The 17,571-nt window shown below is 33.4% G+C and carries 14 protein-coding genes and 3 pseudogenes; 1 reads left to right on the top strand and 16 read right to left on the bottom strand.

Annotation, left to right across the window (positions count from 1 at the left end; all coding sequences use genetic code 11):
* From J6L95_RS09390 to J6L95_RS09325, 14 genes and pseudogenes are all read right to left on the bottom strand, one after another.
* The coding region (locus J6L95_RS09390) for a restriction endonuclease (RefSeq protein ID WP_287458944.1) at window positions 1-1,131 on the bottom strand (1,131 nt) is incomplete at its 3' end.
* 4 nt (window positions 1,132-1,135) lie between these two features.
* On the bottom strand, window positions 1,136-1,636 hold the full coding sequence (locus tag J6L95_RS09385; protein WP_287458943.1) for a hypothetical protein: 501 nt from the start codon (window positions 1,634-1,636) through the stop codon (window positions 1,136-1,138).
* A gap of 14 nt (window positions 1,637-1,650) precedes the next feature.
* Entirely contained in the window at window positions 1,651-4,203 is a 2,553-nt protein-coding gene (locus J6L95_RS09380; RefSeq protein ID WP_287458942.1) for a DNA cytosine methyltransferase, read from the bottom strand.
* Window positions 4,204-4,389 carry a helix-turn-helix domain-containing protein gene (locus J6L95_RS09375; protein ID WP_287458941.1) on the bottom strand — a complete coding sequence of 62 codons (186 nt, stop codon included), beginning with the start codon at window positions 4,387-4,389 and terminating at the stop codon, window positions 4,204-4,206.
* Between the two features lie 648 nt (window positions 4,390-5,037).
* Window positions 5,038-5,201 (bottom strand): annotated as a pseudogene (locus tag J6L95_RS09370) (Maff2 family mobile element protein).
* Between the two features lie 242 nt (window positions 5,202-5,443).
* The gene (locus J6L95_RS09365; RefSeq protein WP_287458940.1) at window positions 5,444-6,952 is read right to left on the bottom strand and encodes an AAA family ATPase; all 1,509 of its coding nucleotides are present in this window, start codon (window positions 6,950-6,952) and stop codon (window positions 5,444-5,446) included.
* The gene (locus J6L95_RS09360) at window positions 6,942-7,877 is read right to left on the bottom strand and encodes a hypothetical protein (RefSeq protein WP_287458939.1); all 936 of its coding nucleotides are present in this window, start codon (window positions 7,875-7,877) and stop codon (window positions 6,942-6,944) included. Before J6L95_RS09360 ends, J6L95_RS09365 begins: the two co-directional genes overlap by 11 nt.
* 97 nt (window positions 7,878-7,974) lie before the next feature.
* Window positions 7,975-8,781, bottom strand: a pseudogene (locus J6L95_RS09355) (VirD4-like conjugal transfer protein, CD1115 family); the annotation flags it as partial.
* A 117-nt stretch (window positions 8,782-8,898) separates the two neighbouring features.
* A complete protein-coding gene (locus tag J6L95_RS09350; protein WP_287458945.1) occupies window positions 8,899-9,054 on the bottom strand; it encodes a DeoR family transcriptional regulator in 156 nt (51 codons plus the stop codon).
* 167 nt (window positions 9,055-9,221) lie between these two features.
* Entirely contained in the window at window positions 9,222-10,022 is an 801-nt protein-coding gene (locus tag J6L95_RS09345; protein WP_287458938.1) for an ADP-ribosylglycohydrolase family protein, read from the bottom strand.
* Complete coding sequence (locus J6L95_RS09340; RefSeq protein WP_287458937.1) at window positions 10,022-10,711, bottom strand: vWA domain-containing protein; 690 nt, start codon at window positions 10,709-10,711, stop codon at window positions 10,022-10,024. The genes J6L95_RS09345 and J6L95_RS09340 overlap by 1 nt, the downstream gene beginning before the upstream one ends.
* A gap of 72 nt (window positions 10,712-10,783) precedes the next feature.
* On the bottom strand, window positions 10,784-11,959 hold the full coding sequence (locus J6L95_RS09335; protein ID WP_287458936.1) for a macro domain-containing protein: 1,176 nt from the start codon (window positions 11,957-11,959) through the stop codon (window positions 10,784-10,786).
* A gap of 4 nt (window positions 11,960-11,963) precedes the next feature.
* Entirely contained in the window at window positions 11,964-12,656 is a 693-nt protein-coding gene (locus J6L95_RS09330) for a YjjG family noncanonical pyrimidine nucleotidase (protein ID WP_287458935.1), read from the bottom strand.
* Between the two features lie 702 nt (window positions 12,657-13,358).
* A complete protein-coding gene (locus tag J6L95_RS09325) occupies window positions 13,359-14,102 on the bottom strand; it encodes a hypothetical protein (protein WP_287458934.1) in 744 nt (247 codons plus the stop codon).
* A gap of 476 nt (window positions 14,103-14,578) precedes the next feature.
* On the opposite strand from J6L95_RS09325, the gene J6L95_RS09320 reads away from it, so the two are divergent.
* Entirely contained in the window at window positions 14,579-15,079 is a 501-nt protein-coding gene (locus J6L95_RS09320; RefSeq protein ID WP_287458933.1) for a transposase, read from the top strand.
* A gap of 668 nt (window positions 15,080-15,747) precedes the next feature.
* On the opposite strand, the gene J6L95_RS09315 is transcribed toward J6L95_RS09320, so the two are convergent.
* Together J6L95_RS09315 and J6L95_RS09310 are read right to left on the bottom strand one after the other, a co-directional pair.
* Window positions 15,748-16,548 (bottom strand): hypothetical protein, encoded by an 801-nt coding sequence (locus J6L95_RS09315; RefSeq protein WP_287458932.1) that lies wholly within the window; start codon window positions 16,546-16,548, stop codon window positions 15,748-15,750.
* An 822-nt stretch (window positions 16,549-17,370) separates the two neighbouring features.
* Window positions 17,371-17,571, bottom strand: a pseudogene (locus tag J6L95_RS09310) (restriction endonuclease); the annotation flags it as partial.

Below are 17,571 nucleotides of genomic sequence, written 5' to 3'. Positions count from 1 at the left end.
TAAAACATTTTGATATAAATAAAAATCATAAATAACAGGTTCATCTTTTCCACCCAATATATTATCTCTGATAGAACCCGTTTTAGATATCAAGCATAAATACTGATACTCTTTACTAATATATTGTGTATTATTATTTGGGTGAGCATATCCAAAATGTTGTGTAGGTGTTAAAGCAATCAAGTTCTCTAAATAATCTGCGATAGACGGAAACTCGTTTACAGGGAAAATATGATGCATTTGAGTGGCTTGATCCTGTAAATGTCTCTCTTCCCTTACCTCTGTAATTCCGCCTCTATAAGTATCGTTAAATCTTCTAAGATTTTTCTTAGCCCTTGCGATTCTGTAATTAGTCATACTATCCTGATCAGAATTAGGTATAGTAACTTGATAATCCACCCTAGTCATATCTTTTGGCTTTTCAGATGAAATATCTCTCCAATTTCTCTGATTATACTTAAGCATATCTTGCGTTATGACATCTTTAGAAATATGTCCTCTTTCCGTACCACATTTCTTATACTTAGAAGCTAATGGATTCAAGATTTTTGTAAATATTCTTCCACATTCAGTTTTTCCGTTAATAGGTGTGTATTCTATCGTGAATGAGGTATATCCATCTTTCAAATCTGCAAAAGCATCTTTATTCTGTAATCTAAAGAAGTGTTCAAATAAATGATAAATTCCGCTATCCTTGAGAACCTTTTCTATATACATACATAAAAATGTATAGCTATTACGCTCTCTAAAACTAATATACTCAAGAAGTTTATAGTCAACAACTTCATAAATATACTTCTGACCTTCTTTTTTACCTTGAATTATTCCAGCTGCATCTAACAGTTTTATTGGTTGGCCAAAATACTTGTCATATTCGTTAGATGCTTTTTTTGAAGGATCAGGTTTTGCAAAAATCATCTGCACATTTTCTACGGAATACTCATCAAACCAAATATCCGTCACGCAAAATTTTTCATTACCTGGTCTATTAACATATTCAATAATACAATCAGCTACCAAGCACAGCACATCCATCGTGCATTTTTGATCTATCCATCTTCCATTATGAGATTTTCTTACGTCATAATCATGACGATTTAAAAACTCCTCTATATACTCTATAGTTACCATATAATCACTTCAAGCCCCATCCCTTAGCAAATGCATTAGCGATTCTATCCATATCGCCTGCATTTCTCGGTATTTCAGCTAACATCCTATTTAAGACTGTATTATATGCGTTGTGACTTGGTGGAAAAATATCACAGGTTGTCATATCATTATATGATACAATTTCAAATCCATAATCAGTAACTAATGAGTACATATAATCATTAGAATTCATTCTACATGTCACACTTGCATTTCCAGCACTACGATTAGCATCCCAATCAGGGAAATTATTTTTTAAAAATTTTAGATCCCCGTAATAATGTATACGACCTTCTTTTCCCCAGGCTCCTTGAATATGATTTCCTTCTACATGTAAATCAATGAGACCTGAATCACTATTATTTCTATAGTGCTGAATATTCGTTAAATATCCTAAACAAAATGCATATTTTTCCCATGATGAATATTTAATCCCCGACCATCCCCAACGAGGATTATTTGTTTGATAATCTAGTTTAATCATTTCCTACTTGTCTCCTATTTAGCGATAGCAAGCTTCTCACATCTTGCGTAATCTTTATTTTCTTTTAATACCCCATAAAAGAACACAGAACATGCATCAACATTCAATGATCTTGTTTGATAATTTCTAGCAATTTGATAAAACTTTCTATACTCATCAGTTGAAAAATATTTCATCTGATATTCAGAGAGCTCCATTTCATTCTTAGGAATTAAAACAGCAATTGAACCATTTACAATCACGTTGTCCTTATTTCTCATTACTCTAGGTTTATAAGTCATATTGGGCGTCAGATATACCTCATCGTTACCAACATATCTATATGCACTTAGACTTTTTGCAACATCCATCTCCATATAAGAGTCATAACCATTAATATCTAATACCTTTGTTCCGTCATCACTTATATTTCTTGATTTCAAAACTCTTATTGATGTAGGTGTCCTTTCTTGATTTGTATTCGAATTGGTTATTTGCCTATCTCTAAACACAGTAAATACATTAAACTGTAACTTTTCTGAAACTGCATCAAAAAAATCATCACGATAAATGATCCAATATGGATATGTATCATCCATGATATAACTTTGTTTAACAGTATTCTCAATACCTAATGTCATTGACTCAACAATTGTTTTTGAGGGAGCTTCATTTGGCATAACTAACAATGATACTGTTTCTACTAAAACTCCTTTAAATCCATTTTCTCCATAATCTTGAATACAGGCCACTCTGACTTTACTAAGCATATCTCTTGTTACAGAAAACTCCGGAGTATTTAATATTGCCTTTGGCATTATTAAATCAACATTATCCGAAATACGCATTGCCTTTTCTAAAAAGAACTCAGATATATTTGTTGTATCTTTATTGACATTATTCTCCAAATACTTCTTGGCATCAGAAGCCTTTAATTTTGTAAAAGGTGGATTTCCTACTACCAAATCATATTTTTTATTCATGTCATGTAATAAAAAATCATCACATATATAATTAAGTTCAACATTCTTAGGCAAGCCATATTTTTCCACTAACAACTTCAAGATTTCAATATTGTTCTCATCAATATCACATACATCGATATGTAGTTTTTTCACATATTCATATTTGCGATATAAGAATGGCAAAAAGTTTCCTACACCAACAGATGGTTCAAGAATAAAGACTTCGTCTTTTTCAAAATCAGGCCATCTCTTATACATTTCATTTATAATAAATTTATTTGTGTAGTATGCTGAATTATTTTCCCTTTTAGAATTAGTCAATTCTGCAATTCTTGCCAAAGTAGCTCCACCTAACTTTAAGGGATTATCTTTTATAAAATTTTTGAGAACAACCACATTCTCTAGCTTAGTAGTCTCAATTATTCTATTGACCTCAGCAGTAGATGGATGACCTAGCGACAAAAAGCTCTTTATATTCAATGCAATCTGATTAAATATTGTTGTAGGGACAGCTTCACCAATACTTTGACGAATTTTGATCTCTTCCTGTTTTAGAAGCCTTTTCTTTGCTATAGGAGTAAGAGCATTCAATTCATCTAAAGACTTGTCCACCCATCTAAAATCATCTGGAATGGTCATAAGTTTCATCAATTCACGTATTGAAAACACTCTATCTTCAACAGGGTGAACCGTGTTCTGACTTGCTAATTGATCGTTTCTTGTATGAATACATGGACCTACTTTATCCCAATACTGTCTTGTATATTTATCCCCATTCTTTTGTTTATTTGGCACTATCTTACCATCAACAACCTTATGCGGACGTTTTAAAGGATCTTCGTTATCAAAAGCTCCTTGCCCCTCTTTTAAATCATGTATCCAACAACGCATATCCTCAGGATATGTCCTGAATGCATGATAAAAATCAGACTCACATATTTCACCCCAATCTAAAGCCGGCATATTACCGATAACTTCTCTTAACGTTGTTTCACTTCGATAAGAAGGGTACAGCTCAATTGGCGAAATATATTCAGACAACTCTTTACTTACACCAATAACCACTGTTCTAGTCCTAGACGAATTTGAACCATAGTTCTTAAAGTTAAGAATTCTATCAGCAAAAGTATAATCTTTGGATAATTCTTCGCTGATGACTGTACCAATAGCCTTAATTGTTCCGTCAGGAGCAGTACATCCGGTTTTCATAAATGCTGCAACATTCTCAAAAATAAAAAATCTAGGTTTTACCTGTTTTATTATACTAATAGATTCAACCACAAGACTATTTCGAATAATCTCATTATCCGCTTTCTTATGATTGGCTACAGACATTCCCTGGCAAGGTGGTGTTGCAATCAAAACATCTACTCTGTCATTGCCAAGTTTCTCCCACCTTTTCATTTCTGCAAAGACTTTACTCTTCGTTTCGTCTAAAGTAATGTCATCACAAATATATCCGCTTTCAAAACGACATTTTTTATTAAATTGTTGTACCTTTAATCGTCTTTCGATTATTTCATTCGTAGCAATGCATTCAAAGCCAGCTTTTTTAAAGCCATAACACCCGACACCAGCACTGCTGAAAAGACTTATATAAGTTAAAGTATTGTCTTTTAGCATTTAAATCTCTCCAATCACGTTAATCTTTTTTCTAGCATCATTTGGCTTTTCAGCATCATCAGGAATAAGCCACATCTTACCTTTCTTAATAGCACCATTAATCCTGTCTTGCTCACAAAGAATAGCAACTCTCCTAGATGATATATTCCATATTTTAGATATTTCTGTTGTAGTCATATATTCCATAAATGATACCTCAAAAGAACATTATATTCATCTATCTGAACAATAGCAAGTGTTTTATAATTAACAGACTATAACGTAATTTCAAAAGTTTTTATGGTTTTACTCTATTAAAACCATAAAGGGACAGAAAGGGGGCAAAAGGTGGACAAATAGTGGACAGTTAGTGCCCTTTAAATGCACTCAGCACTTCTAATTTAATGATACCCTTACTGTTTTTCTCTTTAAATGTTCAATCTCGGACGAGACAAGACAAAACGAGACAAAATAAGACATTCTGTCGCAAAGCCTGTAGTATTACATGTCGCTAATAATAAATGATTTAACCAACTATCATAACCATAGCATTCCACATAATCTCTGAACAGTTACAGACGGTAACTATCGGTAACATACAGTAACAATCCATAACGACAAAAAGAGGCCGCTCTACGGCGGCTTCTTCTATGACTTCATAGTATAATAATAGCACTTTGGATTTTATCCAAATAGGTGCTTCATCAGGGAACTTTGGGTGAACTATAGGGGAACTTTAGGGCGGTTGCCCTATATCCACTGTAATATTATCATTGCTTTTCTGCTCCTCAAATTTGAGGAGTAGATACAGTTCGCATCCCTGAGTCCGATTTAGCATCCTTTCTTTCTATATTCTTACATCAAACATGGAATAAGATGCATCATCCCCTGTGACTTCGCACCAGGGTTGTCGTTGCCGTAACCCTCAAGAAGGTTTACAAAGCCCATACACCAAGGCCTGCTCCAAGTGCGATAACAAGTGTCTGTAATACTGTGATTGCTGAATTGAAAAATGCCATTTTGATACCCTTTCGGATTCTCGCAGCCTTCACAAATACCTTCATCCAACATCCCTTCAAAAATTTCCACACCTTCATAGTTCGTACCTTCATTCGGAAGTCACGAGCTCCCGAATTTTCCTTTCTTGAAAATAGATTAATAGTTTCGGCTCATGTCCATTCCTTGTGCTAAAAATGGGCATAATAATAGACCAGTACATATCAATCTGGGCGTCCCCAGAGGTAATGGTCTATGTAAAAATCTATATACTATTATCAATGAAACTCAATAACTTATTATTAAATTCTTTCTTTAGTTCTCTCAAGGAAGAAGAACTATACATTGAAAGATTTGTAAGTTTTCTATATGAGTCTTCTTGTAATCTATCCGCCCCTTCTATCTTATTTTTAGCTTTTTCAAGTAAATACGACAAATATGATTCTTTATCAGCTCTCGAAGGTTCTTCAAACTCACATACTAAATCAAATCTAGTCTGAAGTTCAGGTGGAATAACCTTTTTATATTCAGATTCCGTTTGAAGATTAGACGTGAATATTACAATATATCCTTTTAAATCATACTCTCTAGCTAACGAATCTGTAAATTTTCCTTCCTCTAGCAACTGCAAAAAGAAGGAAAAAACAGGCCTAGTAGTTTTCTCAAACTCATCACATAATAGAACACCGACTTTACTCTTTGAGATTTTTTCACTTAATTCCCCATGCTCACATCCAATATAACCTGCAGGACTTCCAATCAAACTATTAAGTGCATCCTGACTACTATAGTTTTGGAAATTTATTTTGGCCAAATATGTATCTTCACCTAAGGCTTCCGATAATAATCTTGCAACTTCAGTTTTACCTATACCAGATTTCCCAAATAAAAAAATAGAATAAATAGGTAATTCTCCTGCTTTAAACAACCGAACAAAATTATGTAGCCCTTTTTTCAATTCAGCTTTGAAGTTTGAATGTCCAAATAGATTTAAATTAATATGCCCATAAACATAATCTAAATTAATATCATTATCAATAACTCGAACTAGCTTTTTTTCTTTTGATACAGTTTCATCTAATTTCACATCAGGAAAAAGCATTTTTATACTTTCCTGTTTGTCAAAATAGAGTGGATAATACTCAAGGATTTTATCTGCTTTATCGACCTTTACTATATAGTTAACTTTTTTTTCTAAGGCTAATAACTGCTCTGACAAGTACAATATATTTTTATTATCTGCTATTGCATAAGCAAGAGATGTTAAGTCAATCAAAATATCCATAGCAGAATTGGTTGGATCAAAATCGACAGTCAAAACACTATTCGCCATCGGAAAAGAAATAATATGGCCTCCTTGATTCATACAATAGTCTCTTAGCTTTATCAAATCCTCATTAGATTCATATGTGTATATAGTTTTATTCTGAATATCCTTTATTATAATCTCTTCTTTTTTTAAATCGTAAAGATACCTTTTTCGTTCAAAATAAAAAGGAAACAACTCAATAGCATCATCCGCAGAATTTTCTCGTACTATAACTGTAGTTTCATCTTCCATCGAATCTAAATTAGCTTCTGCAGAAATACAGTCACATGACACTGTTTTAACATGGCTCACCATAGATGAGATATCTATTACAATATTCGCATCTGAATTTAATAGTTTTTGTGTTCCTCCAAAATTGAAATTTGTAACTAAACGTTCTTCTTCAGAAACATATCTTCGTAATTCTTCTGAATTTCTATAAACAAGTAACTCTTTACCCAACATACTTTCTTCCAACTCCTGCCAACCATAATCCGAACCTATTCCACCAACGAAGCTTTATTTGAGGCTGTGTTATTTCTTTAAAGTTAACATCTTGTATAATTGCAAAAACATCTAAATAATCGTACACCCCATATTGTTTATTAATATTGTTTTTTTTGTTTCCTGATGTATTGCTCTTTATGATTCTATCTTGATGCTCTGCAGCCTCCTCCTCACCTCTTTCTCTAAAAAAAGATAATGTATTGGCTGTGATTGTCTCTTCATTAACCTTTCCTTTATAAATACCAATTATTGATACTTTTCCAATAAGAATGTCATCCACTTTGTATTTGTTCTCAAATTCTGCCTGTGACTCCATAGGAATTTTTATCAGAATATCATTCTTGTTTTCTTCATTTTCTAATTTACCAACTAATACATACGAATAGTCTTGAAGCACTGATGAAACAATATTATTAACTTCCATACCCTCAACTCGAAGGCCTTTAAGAGCATCTCTTTTTAATACGAGAAATTGTCTTAAACTCTCTTCATCTAATAATTGGAGTTTTACATTGTCCAGTTTTATTAGATCCCCTTCATTTACATCAGCTGTAATAGTTTTTGCAGATTTACAATATGTCAAAATCCTACGAAGCAACGTCGATTTAGTAGTTTGAACTTCTATTGACTCAACCACTTTAGAATTTGTTGTATGTTTTTCGGAATAATCTGATGAAATAGAAGATTTAACAGAAGTTAAGAATCCATCTCCAGCTGAAGCACCTATCTCAGAATTAAAAGAGTAAGTGTTTTCATCTGAAGTACCTTTTTCTTTTTGCAAAGACTTTACTATTTGATTGTTAATAATCATCGCCATTTCATACACTTTTGAAAAATTCAAATAGTAAATATTAAAATCTTTAATCTCTTTATTTTCTCCCATAAAATTATAATCCCTCGCTTATTTTTAGAAACTTGCACTTCTTCTCACAACAATATATTATACACGATTTCAACTGAAAAGAGGTGCTCAAATTCACCTAAACCCTCACCACATCAAACATTTCTCCACTTTTCACCTTAATCTCCTGATGCAAGAACTGTTGTATATCCAACTTATTCCTCTCATCATACTCGCCAGTCTTCTTATAAAGTGGATGCTGAGTTACATCATATCTGTCCGACAAAAACGGATGTACACCTCGAAGCTGCAGGATGCACTTGTCACCATCCATGACTGCGATTTCATCCACGGTCATGAGATCCTTTCCACTCTTCTGATAGTTCATAGAGTAGGATGGATTGTTGCCCCTGCTCTCGCCAGTGTTATACATGTCGATGGTTTCTTTTCCAAGGAACTGGGATAAATCCTTCAGCGTGGTCGGCTCCGTACCACCGAGGAACAACTGGGAATCCATATTTCCAATGATGGTATCCGTATTATCCTTATAGATAGCTTTTAGCTGTGACTTTGCCTGTAAAAACAGGCACGCACTAATCTCACGGTTTCAGATAATTGCTACAAGCTTCTCCAGGTTCGGGATCTGCCCGATATTGGCTGTCTCATTGATGAGGCATCTAACGTGGACTAGAAGTCTACCACCGTACACATCATCGGCCTTCTCACAAAGCAAATTGAAAAGCTGACTGTAGACCATGGAAATCAAGAAATTAAAGGTAGCATCTGTATCACTCATAATGAGAAATAATGCTGTCTTTCTATCTCCCAAGGTGTCCAGTCCCAATTCATCGTAGCTTGTGATTTCTCGAAGCTCTGCAATATCAAATGGAGCAAGTCTTGCACCGCAGCTCACAAGAATAGATTTTGCTGTTTTACCAGTGACTAAATGTCAATAGTAACGTGTACTATTTTGAATCCGCTTTTTGTTTTAGGTCTCATATATAGATTTTATAACTAAGTCTCATAAAGTCTCATTTTGATGAGACTAATATGAGACTCAGTATTATAATTTCCACACAGATTCATTTTTATCATAAACAGCACCTGTGATTTTCTTTATCTTAGCATAGTCTCTAAATACTGTTTCCCTTGAAATATCAAACTCAGCCATAACCTGCTCTACAGTAAAATGTTTATTCTCATAGATTAAATTATAAATAGCCTGTTTTCAATCTGATAACTTCTTTAATCTTAAACTTTTTCCATTTATTTGCATCATTAAGTATTTCTTCAGCTTTACCTTTATTTGAAAAAAGAGCTTTCTTCAATTCCTCTTCTGTAAAATTTGTTTTAAATCTCTTCGTAATAATCACCCCATACTAAGTTTTACTTTCTATGCTTCATATATTGCTCATATACCTGACGCATATCCGGTTCAATCCGAGATAAAGCCTCTTCTTTATAGTTTTCCGGAACGCCATAAAACGCTTCTGCAATTCCAGCTGCAATGCAAGTTAACGTATCACAATCTCCACCGAGAGATACTGCGCATCGAACTACGTCCTCAAAATCAGTTCCTTCCAAAAAGGCTGTGATGGCTTCAGGAACTGTTTCTTGGCAGCTTTCTACATGTCGGTAAGCAGGTCGTATTTCATCAAGTGTTCTTGATAAATCGTATCCAAACTCATCTATAATATACTTCTTAATCTCATCCTTTGATTTTCCTGTACGAGCCATGAAAATTGCTGAAGCTGTAGCTTCTGCACCTTTTATTCCTTCAGGATGATTATGAGTAACCTCTGCTGTAATCCTTGCTACTTCTCTTGTACGATCTATGGTGTCATAAAGCCATCCAACAGAAGATACACGCATAGCAGAACCGTTGCCCCAGCTCCCATATGGACTTTCGTCATCAAGCTGTAGCCACCAAATAAATCTGCCTCCGTATCCAGCTCCTGGATACTTACGCCCCCAAGTCTTCATTGCCTTTATTACTTCATGTCTAATTGTTTCGTTATCGCAATTAAGACCAGCTTTCATAAGGCCATCTGCTACGGCAATTGTCATAACAGAATCATCTGTATATTCAGATTCATCTATGAATAATGGGCCAAAATCCTTTATCTTCTCACTGCGATCAAATTCATAAGGACTACCAACAATATATCCAATAATTGCACCAATCATTATTTTGCCCTCCTTCCGTTCTTCTTACCACGCTTCTCGTAATCACGATCAATGTCTGCTTTCCATGTGCCACCTGCAAATGTCATAGCCATATCTGCAGCTTTGCATTTTCTTACTCGTGTTACGGCAGCTTCAAGAACCTGATAATTAAGGGCTGTTCCTATTTCATCACAATTATAATTTGCTGATCTATCTCTACTAATGCCCATATTTCCGGCAACTTCTATAGCATCAATATTGGCTCCAAGGAAAAGAAACTCCCAGTTATATTTTTCTTGCTGACGTTTGATTAGTTTCTTAACATCCTTGAATGAATAATGTCTGCTTGCATTTTCCAAACCATCTGTTGTAATAACAAACAACGTCTTTGCTGGCCTATCCTCTTCTCTTGCATACTTATGAACATTACCGATATGATGAATTGCTCCACCTACCGCATCCAAAAGCGCTGTGCAGCCGCGAACATAATAATCTTCTTCTGTAAGCTTCTTTACTTCACCAATAGCTACTCTGTCATGAATTACATCTGTTTCATCATCAAAAAGAACGGTAGAAACAATAGCCTCTCCTTCTTCTTTCTGCTGCTTAGCTATCATGGAATTAAATCCACCAATAGTATCCGATTCAAGTCCGCTCATAGAGCCACTTCTGTCAAGAATAAATACGATTTCTGTTAAGTTTTCTCTCATAGTGATTACCTCCGTAATTAACTTATTTGCTTGTTTCTGAGGTAATCATATCTCTATATGCATTTATGCAGGTCACTTGCCAGGCGACATTTTCGAAGCCTGTGTACCAAGCAATTGTTCTCCATGTTCAAAAAGAGCTACATTAATTTCATATATGTCATATGCTTCTTTCTCGATAAAATACTGCACTATAACATCCTGCTTACTGCATGGAGACAATGCCAATCCCGCTCTCGAAAGAAGATCCTTTGTATCATCTAAATCCAATTCTAAAGCTACTGCTAAAGCAAGAGCTGTGGATTTACTAGGATTCTTTGTAGTTCCGCATTTAAGCTTAGAAAACGCCTTTCTATCAAGATTAGCCTTCTTTTGAACTTCTACATCAGTAAGTCCTTTTGCATCAGCAAATGAAAAAACAAGTTCCATAAAGGTTTTATCTAGATTATTTACAACATCGTCTAGGCTTCTTTCTTCCTCTAATATCGGTGCTGATAAGCACATATCAGAAGAAAGCATTTCCTCTTCATCCTCAAATGAATCCTCAATCGCACCAGCTTTTTTACTTGAACCCTTTTTCTGTCTCTTTTGAGCCTTGTTGGCTTTTAAAAATCTTGGAACAGCGCCAATAGAAGCTAATCCGCCTGCAAAAGATTCAGACCTCTGTACAACGCTTTCAGTTCTACCATATGAATCCGGATACTCTTCTTGATTCTTTTCTTCTACATAATTGTCATTGATATACTCATCAATGTCTCCATATAGTTCCGATGACAGTGATACTGACTTTTCATCAAAAACAACTAAGTAAACATCCATATCACTCTCCGACATGAATGCTTCAATCTCAGACAATGCTATTCTTAGAGCAATGCCTTTAGGAAACCCATAGCTACCTGAAGCTAAAAGTGGTATAGCAAGACTCGCAATATCGTTATTAACCGCAACATCAAACACGCTTCGATAGCAGTTTCTAATAATATCTTCCTCACCAGCTTTACCGCCTTGCCAAGCTGTTCCCACTGTATGGATAATGAATTTTGCCGGTAAATTATAACCATCAGTAATAACAGATGTACCAGATTCAATAGGACCTATTTCATGACGCTTTGCTAAAAGCTTATCTTTACCTGCCGCTTCATAGACAGCACTATCTATCCTTGCACCATATCCTGGCATAGGGTTTGCTGTATTCACTATGGCATCAACATGCATTTTTGTAATGTCGTTTCTAACTATTTGAAAAGGCATATGATTATCTCTCCTTGTCTATTAGAGCTATTTTTATACAATCTTGTATTGTCTTTATTTCATATTCTACATGTAATTCTTCAGGTCGCTTTTTCCCTGTTGGATTCATCCAACAAACATCAATGTGAGCATTGTTAGCTCCTCTTATATCACTTTCTATGCCATCACCATCCATTAAAGCCTCTTCTGGTTTTATTCCTATATAATCAAGTGCTATTTTGAATATGCCTGGATCTGGTTTTGATATCCCTACTTCTTCTGAAATAATTATCTTCTTTGCGAATTCTTTTATCAAAGAATTCTGAAATCTTGCTTTTTGGATGACAGTAATGCCGTTTGTAATAATGATGATGGGAAGTTTTTTACTAATTGTTTTAAGTGTCTCTTCAACTCCTGGCAAAAGAGTATTCTCTTTTCCTAGAAGTTGGGCAAATCTATCTGCAACTTGTCGATAACCACCTTCTATATGATACTTATCTAAAAAGCGTTTAAATCTTTCATATTTAACTTGATTCTGATCGAGTTCACCTTTCTCCAATGCTTTCCAGCATTGCATATTGATCTTTTCATATTGATTATATCTATCTGGATGATCATACCCTAATTCATCCATTAATAAATCTATCGCATTCTTATTTCCTGTTTGAAAGTCCATTAGGGTATCATCATTATCAAATAATATTGCTTTATATTTCATAGTTATCCTTTCTTAATGCTTATGTTTTTATTTTATCATATTGCATTAAGTAAGTGGGTATTTCATTATGCTTTGATAGCTTCAATGATTTAATTATATAATAAGTCACATTATAAAAAACGTCAGCTCATAAGCTAACGTTGTTTCAAGAAATATTTTCAGTATTTTGATTATGACATTTCTACTGTCATTGAATAGAGTTTATTTTACATTACTTATATTATCCGATATCGATATACTAAATAAAATAGTCCCATTTTGATAATTCAATCATTAAAAGCTAAAATTTTATATCAAATTGATTCATTTCATTAATTGGAATCCATTTAGGCTCATGTGTTATATCCTCTAAATATGTTTAGAAAATTCTTCAACTACTCCAACATTATAATAATTTTTTTCGTATGAAGTAGTGATCATTTATAATCAAATCGATTCTCAATAATAAACAGCAAATCTTCTACTAGACACTTAACTTTAATTCTACTTTTATTTCACAGATTCTACATCTTGGCTTAATTGTCCAACATGCATTGCTCCAACAATACGATAATTTTAATTATTTACTTTGTATATTAGTAATATGTTATCTCTTATAATAACAGCTATATCTCTCACTCAATGCCGCCCTTTTTCTATAATCATTCTAAAATCTACAAAGAATCTCTTTTAATCATATGATACAGCTACAACAAAAAATTTTTACCTAAACTTTATATAATCAAAATCTAAAGTTTTTATTTGCGGAAAATTTTTATAAAATTCAATTTTTCCTAATACTGCAATATCATAAATTCTTTCCGTATCAATATCATCTTTATTCCTATTCCTAAAAATACTTGTCTTTTTTTTCCATTCATTTTGTTGCTTTGTTTTTACAATTAATTCATAACAGATACCATCTCTAGTTCTAACTTTTTTATTTTCTAATTTTACATGTCCATAGAAGATAAATACTTTACTTTCTTCAGATTTATCAAACCAACTATTTATTGATTTTTTAGGAATTAATTTCCTAATGCTAGTATCTTTTTTGTTATTTATCTCAATTATTAAAGGATTATCTTTAAATTCATTACTTGCATCATGACCTTCTTTTACTTTTTTAGGCAATAATTGATTTAATGTTGCTTCTAACCTATCTTGTACCTTCTCCTTACTTAAATTATCAACAAATTGTATAATCTCACTGTTGCTTGCGTAACCATTTTTAAATATACAATCTTTAGCATGTTCGGATAAGGGAATCTTGGATAAATACGCACGTTTTTTATTTGTCTTATGTGTAAATCGTAATTCAGCTTTTTTACATTCTGGGCAAAACATCTGACCTCGATATTTTGAAATATCTCCATTATTTTGCTCGTATTCTTTTTGTATCTCATATAAATTATGAATTTGATTGTCTTCAGTATAATAAAACTCTTCAAAACTTATATTTGTCATTAAAATCACTCCCTTGTTACAAAATTTAATTCATGACATTATACTTTCTTTGAATATACCATTAAATCATTGTTTTATAAACCACAAAATTCCTCGTAGAAAAGCTACAAATGATAGTAGCCATAAATATCAGATTATCCATACCAATAATATTCTTAAAAGATTTTACTGTTCTTAGAATATGGGAGAAAAACTCAAAAAAGATAGTTAACAAATCAGCAATCCCTTTAGATCTTATATTGATTACAAAGCTAATGATAAATACATGATGGTATACTAAAAATAGATTGATGAGTACAACAAATTTATTGAAGAGTCACTTGGCAATACAAGTATTCAAGTGATTTTTAAATCCTCGGAGACATTGAATAGAAGTTTCAAAATTCCCCTGATATAGATTCCTTATTTTGAAGAATAACGATGAAGTGATCTATTACAACAACCCGACCAAACCCAATCGATTCTATAAGAAAACCATGTCTACGACAGAGATTGAAAAACGTCTCTTTAGAATTGATTACAAGCTTGAAAAGATGCGTGACCTGAAGGAATTGTATATAAATTTCAATAAGCGTACAGGTAGAAGCAATCCTCAGATAAATGATGAACTTGATGCGATTATATTGGCTTACAAAAAATCAGATATACAAATGTTTATGGATTTTGCTTATCTCTTATGCAAGTATAGAGAACCCATCATCAATTCATTTGTGGCGCTTCCCAATCTTGAAAAGGAAATACGTATTTCAAATAGTCCTGTCGAACGGTTCAATAGAAAGCCAAAGGATCTATTAAGATTGGCTCATGGAACAAGGAATTTCGAAGCGTTTAGATTGAGACTTCTTTTCAATAACAGAAAAGACAAAATCATTCTGAGAGAACCACTACTCATGAAGGAAATCAAAAATCACACGGAAGTTAGACGTGGATACAATGCCAAGAAAACGACAGCCCCCCATCAAGGATGCCATTCATAAATTGCCATATGAGATACTTGAATCATAAAACATATCAATCGTACTTCACAATGACGCAAGACATACTGAACATTATTTATAAGGTTTTACTAAACGATCAGAATGTAAAGATAAACATATAAAAGGTAACTGCTATGTGATAGTACCCTCCTTACTGGACAACCCAGTAAGGAGGGTACTATCAATTTTCTCATGCAACTACACAACTTCTTTATTTCGTTGTCCACTTAACGAACTCAGATCACATCGTCTTTTTTTACTCACAACGTTCTGAAAAGAATATTAGAAAACAATAGCACATCTTCGCCAACATAATTCCTCATCCATTTTACTTAAGTCTTCTTCTGCAAAATTGGATCATAGAACCGATTCTTTTGCTTATTTGGTTGTATCGTTGTCCGCTTTTAACTCTTCTCATCTCCCAAAATTTCCTTTTGTCCAATGAATATAACATCTATCTTTAATGCTCTTCTTCATTATCATTGGTAGATATTCATTTCGAAGTATATTTCCCTTACGCCCCAGCAATTGAACTAGTTACAATACTCTTTCTACAAGTTTTTCTGCCAGTCCAGTTTTCATCAAATATTTTATCCAAAATTATATCTATTAAATTCTTCGCCATTTCACATTACCTTATTAGAGCAAGAAAAACAAACGTCTCGTCACTACCAATTTCTAACCATTTTAATATCAAAATTCGGCAACCACATTCTTTTATAAAAATCTTCCTGCGGATTCTGTTCCATTTTCACCAATTCCAGATCCAATATTAGATCCCGTCTCCATATAAACCGTAATTCTTCAAGGATAAAAAGCAAATTATCAATCAGTTCTTTTATGCTTTTAAAATCATCCCTACTTTCTGACATCATTATCTTAGAAATCTGCTTTTTCGCTTCTGATATTCTAAGCGCTAACATTTCTTCATTTATAACCATTAATGAACTGTCTTTTAATTGATCATCAATTTTATATAATCGATCCTGAATTGTATGAAAAGCAAAAATAACATCATTGCTAAGTAAATTGACACAGTCTGCTTTGCTTATTATCAATCCCCAGGCTATTTCTTGACATTTGTCATTATAAAGAGCATGAAATTTTTGCCATGCATCGTCTTTTAGCAAAGCACTAAACAAATACTCAAAATCATCCATAGAATCAACATACAAAAAATGCTGACGCTTTAACAATCTCCGATAGTCACGTAAATTATTAAATGCACCTATAGAAAAAGCTAATACTATCGACGTAAAAATAGAATTTCGAAGATTCCATAGAGTTCTTAAATACGTTATACTCAGATCACCATGAATATCAGTTATGTATTTCGATAGAAATCCAAATACCATCCACAACACAATAAGTAGTCCATATAATAATAAGTCTGATTTAGGACATATTATACTAATAATTCTTGTTATTCGTATGAGAAAAAGCTTCATTTTAATAATTATTCGTTTCATTTTATAAACTCACCTTAGATTTGCCAGAACCAACCACATTCTGCCTTTCATAAAAGATCCTTCTATTCTTCCTTTTTCATAGTAAATTACCATAATTCTTTGGGTAATATTCCTTTTTTTGGCGTATTCAACTGATGTTAGAAAATACATTTATCCCCCATAATTTGTCTAAAAAACACCTATTTAAGTATATTCTATAAATCAAACGCTTTCAATAATTTCTCCTAACATACAAGACATAATAAACTCACTCTAGCACGTCAATCACCATGGCAATCCGCTCTATTATTGACATTCACGACCGGAATTTTTTTGTGTTAATTAAACATCTATAAATAAGTGCATTTTCATCAAGGCTCATTTTCAAAAGTAACTCCAAAAATGACTTAATAATCAATCTAAGTCTACCAAAATACACCGTTTTTTTTAGATTCTATATAAATATATGGCAAATTACTTAAAAAAAGTGGTAGTTTCACTCAAATCCGTAGGATTCTGAACCCTCCACTTTTATTATAGAGCCGATTTTTTCTCGATTCCTCTTAACAGCCTAAGCTAATTCTTTATGAAATTTTCTTTTTGCTTTTCGGCGAAGCCGTCCTGTCTAAGTGTAAGCGTGACAAATAATAACCCAATACAATGTGTCGCTAAAGCAACACACCTCCTTGGGCCAAAGTTTCACCCTGGACCTGACAAAGGGCTCTGCCCCTTGACCCCGGCGGTACTCTGTCCCTGCACACAGGCGAAGACTTTACTCCTGCACCTTGCGTAAGGCTCTACCTTTACAATCCGTCAAAGGGTTGCGCCCTCTGAACTCTGCTATCAATAATGTTTTTCTATACAATTCAAAATTCCATCAAAGTCATTTTCTTGTATATCAATAAACTCTTCTGTCCTCAAACCTGTATTTAAAACATTTTGATATAAATAAAAATCATAAATAACAGGTTCATCTTTTCCACCCAATATATTATCTCTGATAGAACCCGTTTTAGATATCAAGCATAAATACTGATACTCTTT

The organism is Kandleria sp. (genome assembly GCF_017934775.1).
Lineage (GTDB): Bacteria > Bacillota_I > Bacilli_A > Erysipelotrichales > Coprobacillaceae > Kandleria > Kandleria vitulina.
The sequence above is the reverse complement of the archived record's forward strand: the minus strand, read 5'-3'. Positions and strand labels throughout refer to the sequence as shown.

What these genes read in the sequence shown, in the direction of transcription:
- J6L95_RS09365 (WP_287458940.1), bottom strand. Translation starts at nt 6,952, where the DNA reads ATGTTGGGTAAAGAGTTACTTGTTTATAGAAATTCAGAAGAATTACGA.
- J6L95_RS09360 (WP_287458939.1), bottom strand. Translation starts at nt 7,877, where the DNA reads ATGGGAGAAAATAAAGAGATTAAAGATTTTAATATTTACTATTTGAAT.
- J6L95_RS09380 (WP_287458942.1), bottom strand. Translation starts at nt 4,203, where the DNA reads ATGCTAAAAGACAATACTTTAACTTATATAAGTCTTTTCAGCAGTGCT.
- J6L95_RS09330 (WP_287458935.1), bottom strand. Translation starts at nt 12,656, where the DNA reads ATGAAATATAAAGCAATATTATTTGATAATGATGATACCCTAATGGAC.
- J6L95_RS09315 (WP_287458932.1), bottom strand. Translation starts at nt 16,548, where the DNA reads ATGAAACGAATAATTATTAAAATGAAGCTTTTTCTCATACGAATAACA.
- J6L95_RS09340 (WP_287458937.1), bottom strand. Translation starts at nt 10,711, where the DNA reads ATGAGAGAAAACTTAACAGAAATCGTATTTATTCTTGACAGAAGTGGC.
- J6L95_RS09345 (WP_287458938.1), bottom strand. Translation starts at nt 10,022, where the DNA reads ATGATTGGTGCAATTATTGGATATATTGTTGGTAGTCCTTATGAATTT.
- J6L95_RS09385 (WP_287458943.1), bottom strand. Translation starts at nt 1,636, where the DNA reads ATGATTAAACTAGATTATCAAACAAATAATCCTCGTTGGGGATGGTCG.
- J6L95_RS09325 (WP_287458934.1), bottom strand. Translation starts at nt 14,102, where the DNA reads ATGACAAATATAAGTTTTGAAGAGTTTTATTATACTGAAGACAATCAA.
- J6L95_RS09335 (WP_287458936.1), bottom strand. Translation starts at nt 11,959, where the DNA reads ATGCCTTTTCAAATAGTTAGAAACGACATTACAAAAATGCATGTTGAT.
- J6L95_RS09375 (WP_287458941.1), bottom strand. Translation starts at nt 4,389, where the DNA reads ATGGAATATATGACTACAACAGAAATATCTAAAATATGGAATATATCA.
- J6L95_RS09320 (WP_287458933.1), top strand. Translation starts at nt 14,579, where the DNA reads ATGTCTACGACAGAGATTGAAAAACGTCTCTTTAGAATTGATTACAAG.